The organism is Dawidia soli, from assembly GCF_018598185.1.
Lineage (GTDB): Bacteria > Bacteroidota > Bacteroidia > Cytophagales > Cyclobacteriaceae > Ohtaekwangia > Ohtaekwangia soli.
In genome coordinates, this window is sequence record NZ_JAHESC010000025.1 from 86,954 (window position 1) to 105,190 (window position 18,237).

The following is an 18,237-nucleotide window of genomic DNA, read 5'->3' on the forward strand; positions in this document are numbered from 1 at the left end:
TTAAGAATTTTGCTATCCCTCTGGCATGCAACGCACAGGGCTATGCTTCCTCTTTTTTCACCCGAACCACCCTAAACAGCGTTAGGCGGCAAAATCCTCGGTATTTGATCTTATTCTTACATATCTTATAAGGCGCCCTTTTCCGGTGAGTTAACATGCCTGCCGATAACCTACCTTTGAACCTTAGAAACAAAGCCGGATCGCTGCTGTATGACCACAAAACGAATACCCAACATCTGGATTATCGATGACGACCCCATGTCGTCGTTCATGTTAAAACGCCTGGCGGAACTGGGCGAGCTGGCCGATATTATTACCATCTTCAACCACGCCCGCGGCGCCCTCGACTACATCGAAGAACACAAGAAGGATTACAACCAATTGCCCGACGTGATCCTGCTGGATATATACATGCCCGTCGTAAACGGCTGGGATTTCCTGAACCGTTACCGCGAGCTGCGTCCCCTGCTGGAAAAAGACGTCCGCATTATCCTTGTCAGCTCGTCCGACCATCCGCGCGACCTCAACCAGGCCAAGACCTACGAAGAGGTAAAAGCGTATGTCACCAAACCCGTATCGCTGGAGCGTCTCAAAGAGCTGCTGCTCGTCAATGCGTGACTCACCGGGAGTGAATTCACCTATTTGCAACGTATACCTTGACCGTTAGTGCGGCAGCTTGTCGCGCACACGTCCATAGCACCAGGTACCCGCGATCGCGCTCAGCAACGTTACGATCACTACCGAAGCCCCGGTACCGATCTGGGCAAACAACGGCCCCGGGCAAGCGCCCGTCAACGCCCAGCCAAAGCCGAACAACAGCCCGCCGTACACATTGCCCCACGTAAACTTCTTGGCCGGCACAACAACCGGCTCACCGTCCAGCGTGCGGATCTTAAACTTGCGGATCAACCACAACGACACCATGCCTGTTGCCACCGCCGAGCCAATGACACCATACATGTGGAACGACTGCAGCCGGAACATCTCCTGAATCCGGAACCACGAGATCACCTCGGCCTTTACCAGCAGGATGCCGAAGAAGATTCCCGCCAGCAGGAATTTGATATTCGGCCCGAAGGCCACACGTGTAGTGCCCGGGTTGGTCATGGCAAGCGCAGGATATAAGGAAGCACCACGTTGGCCATCAAAAAGCCTCCTGCCATAAAGCAGCACGTTGCCACGACCGACGGCCATTGCAGCGACGAGATGCCCATGATGGCGTGCCCCGATGTACACCCGCCGGCATAGCGCGTGCCGAAGCCCACCAGAAAGCCGCCCACGATCATCAGGATGATGCCGCGCAGCGTCAGCAGCGCGTGAACGTTGAATAATTCCACCGGCACCAGGTGGCTGGCGTCGTGTACGCCGTAGGTAGCCAGTTCGGTCGACAATGCCGGGTTCATCTGTACCGGCGCCGGATTGCGCAGCAACGTGCCCGCGATCAACCCGCCGAGAAAGATGCCGCCGGCAAAGAACAAGTTCCAGGACTCCTTACGCCAGTCATATTGAAAAAAGGGAACCCGTGCCGGTATACACGCCGCGCACAGGTGACGAAGATTCGCCGAAATACCGAAGGGCTTGTTGCCCAGCCATAACAACAACGGTACCGTTAGACCGATCAACGGTCCTGCGACATACCAGGGCCACGGGCGCGACAGTATTTCCAGCAGCGCGTCCACTTAAGCCTTCTTACTGCTGCACGTAAAGTTCGTCCGGGGAATGGACGTCGCGGCAATGGCCTTGAAGCCACCGTCCACATCGATGATGTTATTCCAGCCGCGCGCCTTCAGAATAGACGCCGCCACCATCGAGCGGTATCCGCCCGCACAATGCAAATATATATCACCTTCTTTGGGAATGGACGCCAGGTGGTCGTTCAAAAAGTCCAGTGGTGTGTTTACCGCGCCTTCTATATGCTCGGCCTCGAACTCGCCGGGCTTGCGTACGTCGAAGATCTGCAACTCGCCTGCCTGAAAACGCTTTTCAAATTCCGCGGCGGGGATCGACTCGATCGTCTCTACATCTTTACCCGCTTCCGTCCACGCCGCAAAGCTGCCTTGCAGATAGCCGAGCGTATTATCATAGCCTACACGTGCCAACCGCATGACGATCTCTTCCTCGCGGCCGTTGTCGGCCACAATCAACAACGGTTGTGCTACGCCTGGTACCAACGCTCCCACCCACGGCGCAAAGCTGCCGTCGATGCCGATGTTGATGGCATTGGGAATATGCCCTTTGGCAAACGTCTGAGGACTGCGTGTATCGAGCACCAGTGCGCCGGTTTCATTGGCCGCCAGCTCAAATTCCTCGGCCGTCAGCGCCCGCGTGCCCTTTTGCATCACGGCGTCGATGCTTTCGTATCCTTCCTTATTCAGTTTTACGTTCTCGGGGAAATACGCCGGCGGCGGCAGCAGCCCGTCCGTTACCTCGCGGATAAACTCGTCGCGCGTCATGTCGGCACGCAACGCGTAGTTGATCTTTTTCTGGTTGCCCAGCGTATCCACCGTTTCCTTCATCATGTGCTTGCCACAGGCCGAGCCGGCGCCATGGGCAGGATAGACAATGACATCGTCCGCCAGCGGCATGATCTTCGTGCGCAGCGAGTCGAACAGCATGCCCGCCAGGTCCTCCTGCGACAGGTGCGCCGCTTTCTGGGCCAGGTCGGGGCGCCCCACGTCGCCAAGGAACAAGGTGTCGCCGCTAAAGATCGCGTGGTCCTTGCCTTGCTCATCGCGCAGCAGGTACGTGGTGGATTCCAGCGTGTGGCCCGGTGTATGCAATACTTTGATCGTCACCTCCCCCACCTTCAGCTCTTCACCGTCCTGGGCAATGTACGCGTCAAAGCTCGGCTTGGCCGTCGGGCCATAGACAATGCGGGCACCCGCCTTGGCCGCGAGGTCCAGGTGGCCCGAAACAAAATCAGCGTGAAAGTGCGTCTCTAGCACATACCGGATCGTCGCCTTGTTGCGGCGTGCCTTCTCCAGGTAAGGTCCCACCTCGCGCAGGGGGTCGATAATGACGGCCTCCCCGGCCGATTCGATGTAATATGCGCCCTGTGCCAGGCAACCGGTGTAAATCTGCTCTACCCGCATAAATGTGCTCGTTAGCGTTGTGTGTTTGGTCTCAGCCGCAAAGATAAGCGTTTGTTCCGTTCGCGCAGGACCATTTTACCGGTTTAAAACACCGCTTTAAGCGTCTTTGTTCCTCCGGGCACAACAGTAGTAAACCTATAATATCCACCAGCTTTATCTGGTTTCATACTGCAGCTCCTCATCACCCGGCTGATAGGTAACATATACCAACAGCAAGGTTAACATCTCCTGGTCGCTGCGCATATCGCCCATAGATTCCACGAACTTCGGCGGACTATTGGGGTTAAACGGATTGTTCTCCGTATTGTCAAACACACCGATCACGTTTACTATATCACCCTGCTTCAATATAGGAGGCTTGCGATATTTATAGATCTCCTGCCAGCGAAAGTCCCACGCCGGTATATGTACCAGCGGTATCGTATCGGCGTCACGCGTGGCAAAGGCCGTAAACTCCTTGCCCAGATAGTGCATGTGCGGCCAGGCGTATAACAAGGTAATATCTTCCCGCTGGTTGGCAATGCGCAGGCTATGCGTTTGCACCTGATTGGCAAACAATAACAACGGCGGACTGATATCTTCCTCGCCAATTCCGCCGGATCCCAGGCTTATCACCTTTACTTTCCGGCTGATCGGCGTCTTCTTAAAAAAGAAATTCACACCGTTTATACTCTCATCGTTTTTTCCAACCGGAGAAAAATGAACCGTCAATAATACGACACCACGCTTCGGCATCACCCAGCCCATATCCTGCGGATAAGACTCATACGACGTACCCGGTATCCAGCCGCCATAGTACGTCATCTCCTTCTTATAGGGCAGCCACTGGTCGTACGAATATGCCGATGTATTCATATCGACCGAGTCGACCGTCTTATACAGATCGATCGCGGGATCTTCCACCGGGTGTATCGCAAAGTTAGCGTGGTGGATCAGCTTCTTATTATTCGACGTAAACTCGATCGCCTCCACGTTGGCAGCCTCCGCGAGCTCGAAGGGTATCTTAAACACCACAAAACGCTCCTTACGATCGCCCTTCAGTTTGTAGGCATACTTCATCTTGAGCTGCAGGTCTGGCTTTCGTCCATACGAAGTACCCTCCTGCGACAATGCCAGCAGCCGGCGCTCGGCGGCCGCGTTAGTCTTGCCCGCCGGAGCACCCTGGTCTATCCAGGCGATGATCGCGGCCTTCTCGGCGTCCGTCAGCGACCGGTTATTGACAAAACTGGCATAGTGGTCGTCCGCCTTCCACGGCGGCATATAGTTGCTGGAGATCACTTTCTTGACGAACGCCGAGCGTTTGCTCACATCTTCGTATGTGATGAGGCTGAACGGTGCCGCTTCGCCGGGGCGATGGCAGGGCGTACACTTGCTATGGATAATGGGTTGAATGTCCTTGTAAAAAGAGAGCTTTTGCGCATAACTGAACTTCATGGTAATCCCTGCAACCAGGAATACGACAACAAATCGCGCGTACAAATTTTCCATCATTCCAAAGTTACGAACTTCATGAAACAAAAAAAGGTGGCCGTTGCCGACCACCCTCCTTCGTTTTTTTTATTACTGTTTAGAGAGCATCCCACCATACACGGCCGAACGCATCCATGGTGCTTTGACCAAAGTTAGGGTCGGCAGCCATCTCGTCGTATGCCTTCTTGATGTTGTCGTAATTCGGGGCGCTCTCCAGCGGGGGCGACAGCGGTGCCCGACGAGGAATGCGCAACGATACGTTGTTGGTCTTCATATCTGTCAGCGGCAACACCGTACTGGCCGCACTGGGATATCCCGTGCGCTTCCAAACGGCCCATCCTTCAGACGGTTGGCGGAAGCTGTTGAGATAAACTTGCGCAGCGATTTGCTCCAACGCCTTTGTTTCGTCAAAAGCGATCGCCGGTTGAGCCAGGTAATTCGTGATCTCCGTGCCGCCAAGCACTGTATAGTTCTGCAATTTAGCAGCAATGGCAGCTTCATTATACCATTCGATCGAAGCTACTACGCCTTTGTCATAGTATGTTTTCGCATCTTCAGTCGTTACGCCGAGTTCGGCAAGTTCTGCACGATTAAAGCAGAAGTCAGCATACGTCAGGACAGGTATGTAGTTCACACCGGTACCGTTGTTAAACGAAGGTTGGAACAATCGACGTTGGATCAGAGACAAAGTATCATAGTTGTAGGACGCATCGCCCACCGTGAATTGCACCGGTGTATAAAACTGATTATACAGGTCGTCATCGGCCACCTCGTCGGGGCTGGTAAAGCTACCCACATAACGATTCTGAGCAGTCGTTCCCGCGTTCAACTTGCCATTGGCAATCATGAAATCGATATTTGCCTGCGAGTAATCGTTGGGCTCCACAAACGCATCCAAACGCGGGTCGTCATTCGCCAACAGAAAGTCGACCAGTGGCTTCGAGGCCCGCAGACCATCCGGATTGTAGTTACCACCATCGGTAAACTTAGCGGCAGTCTTCAGCACCCAGCCATCGGCGTTGCCGATCATCAGGTTCGATGCATCCGCCAGTACTTCGTTGGCAATTTCAGTGGCCTTGTTTCGGTCGCGTTTCACCAGTCGGGTGGCAATTCGCAAACGCAGCGCATTGCCCGCTTTCATCCACGCATTAATGTCACCGTTATAGTACTGGTCAAAGCTTCCCAGCGGGATTTGCGGCAACTCCTGTGCCTCTTTCAAACCTGCAACCGCAGCTTCGATCTCGCTGTCGAGCAACGGCAACAGCGTCTGCTGATTGTCATATGCCGGCAGCAGGGTACCGCCATAGCGCGCCTGAAAGCCTTGCGAGTACACAATGCTTCCGAAAATATCGGTTACGTAGAACGCATAATACGCCTTCAGAATATGGCCGATGTGTTTCATCTGATTATACCGCGGTTGATCCTTCTCAGGAAGCTTGCCGACCAGCGAATCCATATCCGTCAATACATCGCCGACGCCGATATACAAACGGTCATACCGGTAGAAGTTACCGAAATTCGAGGTAAAATCCTCTCCGTTACCAAGGGTGGGCGTAACATATTGCATCCAGGGCATCATGCGCCGGTAGAAGTCGTAAAACGCTTCATAGTCCTGGCTATGAATGGAAACCGTGGCCTTCAGAAATTGGCTCTCCGGCGGAATCGCCGTAAGCCCGTCAGGGTCTTTATTTATATCAACGTAGTCCTGATCATCGCATGACACCAACAGGGCACACGACAACATCAAACCGGCAAATATTTTCTTATAATTCATCTTCATTGTTGTTCCATTAAAATTCATTACCTAGAAACCAGCCGTCAAAGAAACGCCCATGGTACGGGTGAACGGAAGCCCACCGTATTCTGAGAACTCACCTGCTTCGTTGCTCTTCAAGCTTTCAGGATTCAAGCCCAACGGAAGCGTACGGTACAGGTAGGCCAAGTTACGACCTGTCACGCTCAAACGCAGGTTCTGCAGCTTCGCTTTGCTGATCAGGCTCGCGGGGAAGTTGTAACCCACCGAAACCTCGCGCAGCGACACCCAGGTGTTTTCAAATGCCGAGTACTCGCGGATACCGGCGCCCCAGTTCGAAATGTTCCGGTAATAGCGACGCGCTTCGATCGGCAGTACGTCACCGGCCGCCACAGCGTCCTTAAACGAAACACCCCCCAGGTCATGCCCGTCTTTAATAGACTTGATACCTTGTGCCAATACGCCTTCAGGAATGATACCGTCGGTACGGGTGCTGCCATCAGCGGCGGTATATTGTACGCCACCGTGGTCAAGATCTCGTCCAAAAAGGCTGTTCTCCATTGCACCGAATGTTGTACCGTATTGATGCGTAGCCGATACCAGCGTACCGCCTACTTTCGCATCCACCTGTACGTTCAGGAAGAATCCTTTGTATGTCACCGTGTTTACCGTGCTCAACAGGAATTTCTCCATAGCAGACCCGATCTTTTGCTGGCCCTGGCCATAATTCACACTGCGCAGGTAGGTGAGCGCGTTTGCACCGTCGGCGTTGCCGATCACGTGCTGGCCGTTAGAGGGATGGTCGATCGGTTGACCGTTCTCATCACGTGCCTGGAAGGTGGCATACGCAAAGTTCGAAACGATCGTACCATACTCTTCACCGGGTTTAGCGATAGACGCTACGTCAACACCAAACGCGGTAGCCAGATCATATTGTGTAATACCGTCCGCCAAAGAAACAACGGTGTTTCTGTTACGGGAGAAGTTAAAGGTCGTATTCCAGGTCAGGTCGGGCGTCCGGACCGGCGTACCGCGCAGAATGATCTCGATACCCTTGTTCTGAATTTCGCCGCCGTTTACAAGTCTGCCGCTTACGCCCGACTCAATGGCCGATTTTACAGTAAAGATCTCGTTTTTAACAGTTTTGTGATAGTAAGCAACATCCAGGCCGATGCGATTATCCAGGAACTGCAGATCCGCGCCAATTTCCCACTCACGTCCTTCACGAGGTTTCAGTCCCTTGTTCGACAAATTGTTGTCGTAGAAGCTGTAGTAGTTCACAGTACCGTTCGGCGTCAGCAGCGGATCCATCGCCTTGTACGAGCCTGTTCTGTTCAGCGTCCACGCATCCGTATCACCGCCGGTCATACCGAAGTTACCGCGAAGCTTACCAAAGCTGATCCAGGTCGGGTGAGCCTTGAAGGTCTCGGTGAATGTCCACGCAAGACCGGCAGCCGGGTAGCTATAGCTCCAGTCACCGCTGCCATCGGCATACGCCAGCGTCGAAGAAAAGTCCGTACGGTGGCTGAGCGTCAACGTCAACTGATCACGCCACGTCAGGTCACCGTAGATATAGTACGCATTCTTCAGTTTAGATGGCGCATTGTAGCGCGTCGTGATCTTCTTGCCATTCATACCGTTCTCTACCGAGAAAACGTTCGGAATACGCAGACCACCGTCTGTTTCGATCTGGTAATAGCGACCACCGATGTTTTTGTTGGTTTCACCACCTATGGTAGCGCTTAAAAAGAAGTCGTCGTTCAGCTGTTTGTTGGCTGTCAAAAGCCCCTGAATACGATATTGGCGGTTGACTTCCTGGCTCTGGCTATAGAGGCCACCGAAGTTTTCTTCCTTCTCACCGGCACGTTTGTGCTCATCGCTATAGTTTTCGTCCTGCAGGTTGGCACGCAAAACCGCGTTCAACCACGGCGTAATGTGTGTGGTCAGGTCGAAATTAGCACGCAATATGTTTTCGGTGCGCTCGTAATTATCTTCAAACGTATTCCACATGAAGTCCGTAATGGTGTACGGATCGTCGTTACCTCTACGTTGACCGCCGATAACCGGCATTTTATAATTATTCATCCAATAGTCAATATCCAGGTGACGCGGCTGACCATAGATAAAGGCAAACACCGGGTTGTTGTTACCTCCCTGACGGATTGGGTTAGTCAGCCTGTTGTTGGTATAATCCACACCTAAACCGATATCAAACAACTTACCGACCTTATGCGTAGCATTCACGTTGAAGTTGTTACGACGCATCTTCGTGCCGTTCGGCATGATCGTCGAGTTGTCGAGATTCGAGAATGTACCGCGGATCGTCGAACGGTCGTTACCCGCTTCCAGCGAAATGCTATTGTTTATGTATTTTCCCGTCTCGAAGAACTTCATCGGATCGTTTGCCTGATACTTGATCATACGGCCGTCCACGTCACGAACCATTTGTCCGTTGAATTTGGGGCCGTAGCTATAATAATAAAAAGTAGGATCCAGCATGTCGATACCATCGCTCCCTTTAGCGAAGGTTGTGCCGTTACCCCCACCGAACTCGTTCTGCAGATCGATGAATTTGTACGCTTTTTCAAAAGAAGAAGTGTGGTTGAAGGTGACGCCGATGCCCTGACGCTCAGTGCCTTTTTTCGTGGTGATGATGATCACACCGTTCAATGCGTCCGAGCCGTACAACGCACTGGCTGCAGAACCTTTCAACACAGACATGGATTCGATATTGTCCGGGTTAATGTTCTTCATAATGTTACCGAAGTCCTGACCATCGCCCCACGGACCTGAACCTGTTGTGGTCGGGCGGATCAGCACGCCGTCCACCACGAAAAGCGGTTGCGTGTTTTTGCTCAGCGAAGAGTTACCGCGGATGCGAATACGCGACGATGACATCGGCCCACCGGTACCCTGGTCGATCATAACGCCGGCCACCTTACCCTGCAACGCGTTTACCACGTTACCGGTATTGGCACGAGTCAATTCACCACCTTTCACTTCCTGAACAGCATAGGCAACTTTGGCAGTTTCTTTCGTCTCACCAAAGCCAGTGATCACAACCTCGCCAAGTTGCGAGATATCTTCTTGCAGTAATACATCGATGGTAGTTTTGTTGTCGACAGCAATCTCCTGCGTTGCATAGCCAATAAACGAGATCACCAGAGTTCCGCCCTCACTCCCAACATTCAGCGAATACCGTCCGTCGGCATCCGTAGAGGTTCCTCGGGTAGTTCCTTTAAGTACGACAGACACCCCCGGCAGAGCGGAGTTGTCCGACGACGACGTCACACGGCCAGTCACGGTCTGAGCGAAAGCCGGCAATGCAGCCATCGTCAGCATGACTGACAGAAGTAGTAAATGTTTCCTCATTGATAATTGATTTAGGTTAAGAAATTCTGTTCGGAACGGTTTCCCGGCAAATTTCCGTTGGCCACCCCGAATTTTGACAAAAGGTAGAAAGGCTTTTGGTGATCTCCAAGAAAAAAGTAATTTCGTTTGCGCGCACGGTGCATCCGTGTACGCAAACGAGCCAAAACTAAGCGTGTGGGCGGAAACAGCCTCCAAACGTACGTGACCGGTAAGAAGCCGGGCGTAAAAAATGTATTTTTAGTCATTATAATTAGCCGTATTATTCGCCACCCAAAACCATGAGTAAAAAGATCAGAATTAAAGACATCGCCGAAATGGCACAGGTGTCCGTTGGTACAGTAGACCGCGTTATCCACAACCGGGGCGAGGTAGCCGAAGACTCTTATAAAAAGATCATGGCCATCCTGGAGAAGACCGGGTACAAGCCCAACCTCCTGGCACGTACCCTGGGATCCAACAAAACCTTCCGCATCGCCGCCCTCATGCCCAACCCGGCACAAGACGAATATTGGGAACAATCCGCCGAAGGCGTCAAACAAGCACAAGACGAGTGGACCCAGTATGGCATCGAGATCCACCCCTACCCCTTCGATCTCTATAATAAGGAATCCTTCGCATCACAGGCGCAGAACCTGCTGCAAACACCGCCGGACGCCGTCCTTACCGCACCGATCTTCCACCAGGAGGCCCTGAACTTCTTCCGCGCCTGCCAGGACCAGAACATACCCTTCGTCGTGGTGAACAACACCATCGAAGAAGGCGGCTCCCTTAGTTTCATCGGCCACGACCTGAACCAAAGCGGGCGCCTGGGCGCCGAGTTGCTCCACCTCAGCAACCCCCAGCCCGGCACATACGCCATCCTGCACGTATACGACGACGTACACAACTCGCTACACTTAAATGAAAAGGAGAAAGGCTTCAAAGAATATTTCGCCGAGCAAAACGGCGGCGGCTTCAAAGTCGTAAGCCGCGACCTCAACCACACGCACGAGCCCACACTCGAAAAAGACCTGAACGACCTCCTCAGCGACGCCTCCCTCCGGGGCATCCTGGTAACAACCTCCAAAGGCGCCTTCATCGTCTCCCGACTCATCGAAAAGAAAGGCAAGAACGGCGTGCGCTTCGTCGCCTACGACTTACTTAAAGAAAACCTGCATTATCTCCAGAACGGCATCATCGATTTCCTCATCAACCAGAACTCCAAACGCCAGGCCTTCATCGCCATCAGCCAACTGGCCAACCACCTGTTGTTCAAGAAAGACGCCCTCCCCACCTACCTTTTCCCCCTGGAGATCATCAGCCGCCAGAACCTAAAATCATACCTCAACCCAGGCCACTAAGCCTGTCCCATCATAAAACATTCAGCCGGGCCCTGCCCGGCTTTTTTGTTCATTCACCTTTCCTTGAAAAAGCGTTTATTTGCATCGTTTTTTTAATCTCCGTCTGCTAACACCTGTCTATCGTGAACCGCTTCTCATTAACCCTGATGCTACTGGCTCTCGGTAGCCTGACAAAAGTGTTTTCCCAGGCAGACTATCGCCCGGGCTACATTGTTTCATTACAAGGTGATACCCTTCGCGGATCGATCGACTACCGCAACTGGTTGCGCAACCCCAAGGCTATTTCCTTTCATCCGTCTGCCCAGGGTGAAGATCGAACGTATACACCGCTGGAAATACGCGCCTTCGGCGTGGCCGGCGACATCTACGAAAGCGCCATCGTGCAGGTGGACGTCAGCCCTACCGATGTGGGCGAGCTCTCGGAAAGCCCCGAGCCACAGCTCGTAGCCGATACCGCGTTCATCCGGGCCCTGATCACGGGCGAGAAGAGTTTATACCTCTATCATACGGCCGATCAACGGGGCAAAAACGAGCAGCTCTACATCCGCAAAGACGGACAGTGGGAGTTGTTGATCTACAAAAAATATATCCGCAAACAGACCACGACAGGCACGCAGGAGTTTGTGACCTCCAACAATCGCTATATCAAGCAACTGGCCTTTTATTTACAAGCGTGTCCCTCCATTCAAAAAAAGATGCGCGACATCCGCTACGGCAGCACCAGCCTCGAACGGCTCTTCCGCACCTATTACGAATGCACCACCACAACGCCGGCATACGAAAAGAAACCCGAAAAGCGCCCCGTGGAATTCGGTATCCTGGCCGGTGCCGCACAGACTTCCGTCGACATCCGGACAATCGATCGCCTCGCCGCGTCACCCCTGGCACAGGCATCATTCCCGAAAGGCTTTACCTTTACCGGCGGGCTTTTCCTGGATCTCGTACGCCTGCGCAACAACCGTAAATGGTCCCTGAACAGCGAGCTGGTCTACACATCCTTTACGTCCGAAGGAACGCATTACGAACAACGAAACGCCGACAGTTATACATACACCTATATCAACCTCGAGTATTCCTACCTGAAGCTCAACACGCTGGTGCGGTTTAAATACCCGGTTGGCAAACTGTACCTGTTTGCCAACGCCGGTATTTCCAGCGCCATTGTACTGCAAGGATCAGACCGCCAAACAGAAGTCCGGTACTTTCAAAATACGCCCACCGTGCATGAAAGCAAAGCGTTCGACAACGGCACGGAATCATACGACCTCGGCTTCCTCGGCGGCCTGGGTGTTCGCTACCAGCGCTACGCCTTCGAAACCCGCTTCGAAAGAACCCAGGGCATGATCAACTACACCGGCATGAGCGCACGCCTCACGAGAGTAGCCTTCCTCCTATCGTTCCGCCTCTCTAAATAAGGGGTAGAAAAAAGCCCACCATCAGCCATTTCTGGCGCCGGTGTTGCACTCAAGCGACAGCGCGGGGTGCGTCACCGGTGCCCGGTATGGGTCGGTCTCCAGACCGACTTTTACACAACGAAAGCTTGCTTTCCCACCACCCGTAACTCCGGTTAACAGAACAATTCCACCGATCGTCGGAACCCACCAACCATCAACCCACTAACAATCAACACATTAAAAACACACCCCCGCCAAACCGCGTTGCTTCCCCTCTTCTTTCCGTATTACTTTGCCAAAACCAACGCCCACAACAATGCCATCAACCAGCATTTCTTCACAGGCAAAAACAAGCCCCATGAAAATACTCTACCTGGAAGCCACGCAAGACACCCCGAAGGTCATGCTCAACAAAAAAGAAGGTGTGTTCGAAATTTCCGGCCGCTCCATCCTGGAAGACACAGAGTCGTTTTACAATCCTGTCATGGAATGGCTTGAGCAGTACAGGCAGGAGCCCAGCCCCACTACACTGTTTTCATTTAAGTTTAAGTATTTCAACTCGTCTACTTCAAAAATTATCTATAACATCTTTGATGTACTGAAAGATATCCCCGGTATACAAGTAGAATGGTGCTATCACAAAGACGACGATGACATTCTCGAAGCCGGACAGGAATTTGAAGAGGAACTAGAGATGAAGTTTTTATATAAGGAGATCTAATTATGATTATTTGATGGCTTTATCGAAAAACCATCGACATTACTTTTTGTAGAATGAGTATGTCCATCAAATTGATTAGTCCCAAAAACAGCCAATACAAAGACTTTAAAAGCCTCTCTCTTACTTCAATGGTATACCATTGAAGTAAGAGCCAATATGCATATCCGAAGAACGCAATGAAAGAATAGCCTATTAAGAGAAGTATAATCACGATAAGCAGCCAGCCCGGGATTAACCAATTGCTGTAATTCAGCATTACTACGAACAGTTCTGCCAAAAATAGAAACCATATATTTCTGGAACATTTCCCGGTCGTGTCACTTTTCAAAATTGAAAGGAGCTTCATCATTTGCTACTTTAATTGATGGGCAAAATCTTTGGAGGACCGTATGGTAATGCACCGTGTACCAACATCTTAGGTGCTGAAACTAACCCTAATCCCGCTCTGCATCTGGCGCCGGTGTTCCACCGGTGCCCCGTATGGTGTCGGTCTCCCGACCGACTTTTACACAAATGAAAGCCCCCTCCCCATTCTAGTAACCCTCACTCAGAACCAAATATAACCAGCCATTATCATATACAAACCAAGCGAAAAACCCACAAATGAAAGAAACAGATATAAAGGTTTAACGCTTTTATGAATTATGATCTTCAATTTACTGCTATCTATTGGTTCCTGAAATATTCTTGACGTTAGCATCGACTCCTTTGCCTCTACAGCTCTCAAATTTGAAAAGGACAATCTACAATGACCTTGGCTTTCTACAGTAAAATACCAACATCCCGTCGTGATCTCTCCACCCCTTCGAAATCTGGGTGATATAATATAGCGATTGACCTTTAGCAAATCACTGTTATTAACCTCCACCCGAATATCCACCTGCTCAAGTTTACTTACAGACCTGGCATCCAACACAGCGATAGAATAAACTCCCGGCGATTCGACATCAAATTCACATACACCATCGGAGAAACTAAAAATGTAACTTGGCGTTATCGGATTCATCCTCACAAACACCGTAACAGACCATACAACCAGAATAAGGCCCAATACCTGAATTATTACCATCCCCATGTAATTTAAGCGTTATGATTCTACCATTCAGGAACTACCCATGCCTGATAGCTGATTCCGATAACAAAACCTCGAACGACAGCCATCCATTCCTGGAACATCTCTTGGTGAATGGCATAGCAGGGCAATAAAAAGCTCCGCCATACGCTACTTAAGACCGTTCAACATCCTCCGGAGTTCCTGTCGCGTCAGCCGATACTGATCTTCTACATAATCATAGTAATTACGACGCACGACATATTCTGTCAGTGCACGATAGGTATCTATATCCCCCAGAGAACCAGACCTGAATAACGCGGGAAAGAGAAAATAAACGACGACATTCGGAATAAACAACAGGACCACTATCACCCCCGACTTAACAAGACCGAAAAGAACGATCAATATTTCGGGCCGCATGACCACGGCAACGATCGCCAGCACGCACGAGCCTAAAAATACACCCAGCGATATGAAGAGACTAAGTTTGCCCGATACCGGTTCGGGCAGAACCAGCCCTGTTTGTTTTGCAAGCTCTTTCAGGTCGCCTCGCAAATACCGCGGTGGAAAGATTTCTTTTATGGGGGTCTGGCCGTCGAACGTGTTTAGAGAAGTTATGGTGCTCAACGCTCCACGTATCCTTTGATCAAAAATGGGATACAAGAACTTCCGCAGTAGATCCCGTCGCTCGTCGAACACCTCTACAAACCTTCCAACGACCGCATCTTCCGAAATCATGGCATGTCCCACGAACAAGTTTTCGTCGGCGCCTATTTGAGAAACAATGGCCAATGTTTTAGCGCGAAGATCTGTATTCATTGGATAGTAACACCGTAAAATTCGACGCCGTATTACGCCGACTTCTTCACATACTGCGTCAATATAACGATCTGCTGACCATTGATGCGCCCTTCAATCTGCCCCGCATTACCTTCCACCAACACAATACCCTTCACCGCCGTGCCACGCTTCGCCGTAAACCCAGCCCCTTTCACATCCAGATCCTTGATCAGCACAACGGTATCGCCCGCCGCCAATATTGTACCGTTGCTGTCTTTATGGATCACTTGCTCTTCTGCCGCGGATTCGTCATCAGCTATGCCACTTTTCGCCCACGCAAGCATTTCATCATCGAGGTATAGCGTATCCAGCAGATCTTGCGGCCAGCCGTGGTCAGACAGGCGGGTAAGCAAACGCCAGGCCGTTACCTGCACCGCCGGTACCGTGCTCCACATGCTTGTGTTGAGGCATCGCCAGTGATTGGCGTCCAGCGGTTGGGCGCCTTGCAGCTGCCCGAAGCAGGTCTTGCAGACCAGTATGCTTCGATCGGCGTCGTTCGTGCCGGGCGGCACGTCGTATATCGTTAACGTTTCAGTATTTTCACAAAGCTCGCACACCTGGCCGCTTCGTTGACGGAGTATTTCTTCCTGGGTCATCGCACCTTTAAATCAGGTCGCAATGATACGCTTTTGCCGATCTTGTTCCTATGACAAATGTTAGCGTGGCCCGCTATCGCCCGACTTCGATGCTGCCCTGCTCGCCTATCAACCGCAGGTACTTTGGCGACCGCATCATCAGCATCAACGACTTCAGGTAATCGTTGCCAAACCCCACCGAGCGGATCACGTCATACGAAAGACTGCGCGTACCCAGGATATTGCCACGGCGGTCTACCAGGCGCAGCCGGAAAGAGCGCTCGTAAACCTCCTCCACCCAGCCCACTAAAATGCTGTGCTCTACGTGGCGTCCGACCGAGACCAGCCCGCCGGTTTTCTGAAAATAGGTGAATAGCTCGCGATCGGCGTCGAGGTTCAGGTCGAGGTAGTTGTCCATGAACTCGCCCTTGAGATCAAAGATCTCACGTTTAAACGCGACAGCTTCGGATTCAACCTCGCGCAGCAGGAATTTTTTTCGCACAAACACAAAGCCATCCAGCAAATAATCATAGGGATTGTCCCGAAACAACACCCACGTTCTCCCCGTCGATACCAGCAAGCCATCCAATAACCCCTTGTATCCCTTGATTTTAATCCTCCTGAACCGCCTCATGTCTTCTCTTAATCCGTTTTCCCTCCCATCAGTAACAGCAAAACGGCCGCGCAAGTAACAGCAACGTAAGAAAAAAGGCATTATTCCACCCAAATAAATTTATGGCAGAAGATCAGGCCCCCAGCTTCCACACGATCATAATTCCGGTAACGAAAAAAAAGACCGTCGCAAACCGTACCAGGGTCGTAAACTGCGCAAACCCCGCGTCGGCATACAGCGCCGCATATTGCCGGTGATCCGGCAGCTTTACATAAAATCTTGACTGGGCAGTCCACTTGCCGTGCAGCACCTTATAATCGGCCGCCGACAACAAGCCTTTTTCATGAAAATGTTTAAGATACCGCAACATCCCCGCCACCTTGTACTGGCAGAAAAATATGAACAACAAAAACCATCCGGCAATCAACCATCCTATCATACGAATACCTCCACGCCGCAACAATACAACCCTGTAACGTGCTGACATACGCCAAATATCCTCAAAAACCTGCTAACACGAAAGTCATGATCGTCGCTTCGACCGATCATACCCGTATCAAAACCCTATCATACCCGTATCAAACCCAGGGTAAAGCCGTACTTGAGCCGTACGAAAGCCACGGTTGACCTATCCCTGACCTATACTATAAACTTTTCCACAATCTTCACACAACCTTGTATAAACAAGATAAGCGGTATACATTCATGGGTTACCACACGCAACACACAGTATAAAGCGAAAATACGACGCGCGAAGACATGGGCAAACAAAAAGGCATCATCATACTCGAAGGCAAATGCGGCGATAAAGTATACTACTGGCATCCGAAATATGGCTGGCTGGTACGCAACGTTACATCCGTAGATGCCGACCGGATCCTCACCGATCCGGCGTTTGCCGTTGTGCGCGAGCACAACGCCCAGTTCGCGCAAAGCGCGATGTTTGTCAAGGCCCTGCGCGCGGCATACTACCCGTTATTTCAACCGTTGGCCGACACACGCATGACGAGTCGCATCACCAGCGCGGTCGTAAAAGCGATCCAGGCCGATCCCGCCCTGTCGCCCAACGAACGCCGCCTCGCCAACGGCGACCTCCGCCAGCTGATAGACCTGAACTTTAACAAGGAAACACCCTTACAAAAGATCCTCACCGCCCGGTATAGCACAACGGACGCCGCCGGCGTCCGTACAACGACCTTTACACCGCAAGGCGCGCGGTTCGTAAAAACCCGCGCCGGCGCCACGCATTTCCGCCTCGTGAGCAGCATCGCCACGATCGCGTACGACGCCACCGCCATGGCCGTACACACAGCCTATAGCGACTATATCCCGACAAAACCGGGCGGCGCGACAGCGATCACACTGATCAACGCAGGCACACCGCTCCCCGATTCATTCCTGACGCACGTGGTCGGCGTCGAGTATTTCCAGGAGACAAACGGTGTGTATTATCCCCTGCACGCCAAAACCGGTAATGCGCTGGCCATTATCGCGGCGCAAAAAGTGATTTCCCCACAACGGAAGGCGCTATACAAGCGAGGTGCAATCCGTGTCGGGCGACATCGTCTTGCACCTCGTATACAGGCATCTGTTATGATCTCACAGGAAAGATCGCCCGCAGGCGTGCGTCGCGCAGCCAGAGGCCACCCCAGCCCAGGATCGCCAGGTATACCGGGAACAGCAAGTGGCTGAACAACGGTGCATCTAAGCGAAAGTGCGTATTGATCGCGCCTCCCCAGAAACCCGTCAAAAATACGATGCCCAGGATAGCGGTTTGAGGTATTGCATACAGGATCGTACCGAGCAACGCCAACGCGCCCATCCATACAATGTGATGATCCTGGTAGCCCAGCTCGGCAGCCGATTGGATCACCGGCTCGGGCTTGACAAACTTCATCACGCCGTCCATCAGCATAAACAGGATAACGATGGCGCTCATGATACGGCCCGTCCACAGGCGCGGTTTGGAGATGGTGTTGTTAGTTTCCATAGTATTTTGGTTGGTTTATGATG

The 18,237-nt window shown here is 51.9% G+C and carries 16 protein-coding genes; 5 read left to right on the top strand and 11 right to left on the bottom strand.

The features are described from left to right. The first annotated feature begins 210 nt into the window (after window positions 1-210). Window positions 211-618 carry a response regulator gene (locus tag KK078_RS17560; RefSeq protein WP_254091609.1) on the top strand — a complete coding sequence of 136 codons (408 nt, stop codon included), beginning with the start codon at window positions 211-213 and terminating at the stop codon, window positions 616-618. Between the two features lie 45 nt (window positions 619-663). Here the strand turns inward: KK078_RS17560 and KK078_RS17565 are convergent, their stop codons facing one another. The 6 genes from KK078_RS17565 to KK078_RS17590 form a co-directional block, all read right to left on the bottom strand. Further along, on the bottom strand, window positions 664-1,107 hold the full coding sequence (locus KK078_RS17565; RefSeq protein ID WP_254091610.1) for a DUF6691 family protein: 444 nt from the start codon (window positions 1,105-1,107) through the stop codon (window positions 664-666). Continuing rightward, the gene (locus tag KK078_RS17570; protein WP_254091631.1) at window positions 1,104-1,670 is read right to left on the bottom strand and encodes a YeeE/YedE family protein; all 567 of its coding nucleotides are present in this window, start codon (window positions 1,668-1,670) and stop codon (window positions 1,104-1,106) included. Before KK078_RS17570 ends, KK078_RS17565 begins: the two co-directional genes overlap by 4 nt. Window positions 1,671-1,679: 9 nt before the next feature. After that, entirely contained in the window at window positions 1,680-3,092 is a 1,413-nt protein-coding gene (locus KK078_RS17575) for an MBL fold metallo-hydrolase (RefSeq protein ID WP_254091611.1), read from the bottom strand. Window positions 3,093-3,245: 153 nt separating this feature from the next. Next, window positions 3,246-4,526 (bottom strand): cytochrome c, encoded by a 1,281-nt coding sequence (locus KK078_RS17580; protein WP_254091612.1) that lies wholly within the window; start codon window positions 4,524-4,526, stop codon window positions 3,246-3,248. A 133-nt stretch (window positions 4,527-4,659) separates the two neighbouring features. After that, the gene (locus KK078_RS17585; RefSeq protein WP_254091613.1) at window positions 4,660-6,342 is read right to left on the bottom strand and encodes a SusD/RagB family nutrient-binding outer membrane lipoprotein; all 1,683 of its coding nucleotides are present in this window, start codon (window positions 6,340-6,342) and stop codon (window positions 4,660-4,662) included. Window positions 6,343-6,366: 24 nt separating this feature from the next. Further along, window positions 6,367-9,687, bottom strand: a complete 3,321-nt coding sequence (locus KK078_RS17590; RefSeq protein WP_254091614.1) for a SusC/RagA family TonB-linked outer membrane protein — start codon at window positions 9,685-9,687, stop codon at window positions 6,367-6,369. 278 nt (window positions 9,688-9,965) lie between these two features. Here KK078_RS17590 and KK078_RS17595 point away from each other — a divergent pair, with 278 nt between their 5' ends. The 3 genes from KK078_RS17595 (at window position 9,966) to KK078_RS17605 (ending at window position 13,142) form a co-directional block, all read left to right on the top strand. Beyond that, window positions 9,966-11,027, top strand: coding sequence for a substrate-binding domain-containing protein (locus KK078_RS17595; protein WP_254091615.1), 1,062 nt, complete (start codon window positions 9,966-9,968; stop codon window positions 11,025-11,027). Between the two features lie 146 nt (window positions 11,028-11,173). Next, the gene (locus tag KK078_RS17600; RefSeq protein ID WP_254091616.1) at window positions 11,174-12,442 is read left to right on the top strand and encodes an outer membrane beta-barrel protein; all 1,269 of its coding nucleotides are present in this window, start codon (window positions 11,174-11,176) and stop codon (window positions 12,440-12,442) included. 337 nt (window positions 12,443-12,779) lie between these two features. Further along, on the top strand, window positions 12,780-13,142 hold the full coding sequence (locus KK078_RS17605; protein ID WP_254091617.1) for a DUF1987 domain-containing protein: 363 nt from the start codon (window positions 12,780-12,782) through the stop codon (window positions 13,140-13,142). A 1,222-nt stretch (window positions 13,143-14,364) separates the two neighbouring features. Here KK078_RS17605 and KK078_RS17610 read toward each other — a convergent pair. The 4 genes from KK078_RS17610 to KK078_RS17625 all read right to left on the bottom strand — a co-directional run bounded on the left by KK078_RS17610 (window position 14,365) and on the right by KK078_RS17625 (window position 16,663). Then, the gene (locus KK078_RS17610) at window positions 14,365-15,015 is read right to left on the bottom strand and encodes a hypothetical protein (protein WP_254091618.1); all 651 of its coding nucleotides are present in this window, start codon (window positions 15,013-15,015) and stop codon (window positions 14,365-14,367) included. 32 nt (window positions 15,016-15,047) lie between these two features. Then, complete coding sequence (locus KK078_RS17615; protein WP_254091619.1) at window positions 15,048-15,632, bottom strand: PhnA domain-containing protein; 585 nt, start codon at window positions 15,630-15,632, stop codon at window positions 15,048-15,050. Window positions 15,633-15,705: 73 nt separating this feature from the next. Continuing rightward, window positions 15,706-16,245, bottom strand: coding sequence for a hypothetical protein (locus KK078_RS17620; RefSeq protein ID WP_254091620.1), 540 nt, complete (start codon window positions 16,243-16,245; stop codon window positions 15,706-15,708). A gap of 112 nt (window positions 16,246-16,357) precedes the next feature. Next, complete coding sequence (locus KK078_RS17625; protein ID WP_254091621.1) at window positions 16,358-16,663, bottom strand: hypothetical protein; 306 nt, start codon at window positions 16,661-16,663, stop codon at window positions 16,358-16,360. Between the two features lie 320 nt (window positions 16,664-16,983). Between KK078_RS17625 and KK078_RS17630 the strand changes: the two genes are divergently transcribed. After that, entirely contained in the window at window positions 16,984-17,916 is a 933-nt protein-coding gene (locus tag KK078_RS17630; protein WP_254091622.1) for a hypothetical protein, read from the top strand. On the opposite strand, the gene KK078_RS17635 is transcribed toward KK078_RS17630, so the two are convergent. Beyond that, the gene (locus KK078_RS17635) at window positions 17,816-18,214 is read right to left on the bottom strand and encodes a DoxX family protein (protein ID WP_254091623.1); all 399 of its coding nucleotides are present in this window, start codon (window positions 18,212-18,214) and stop codon (window positions 17,816-17,818) included. The two genes, KK078_RS17630 and KK078_RS17635, sit on opposite strands and share 101 nt — an antisense overlap. Window positions 18,215-18,237 lie beyond the last annotated feature (23 nt).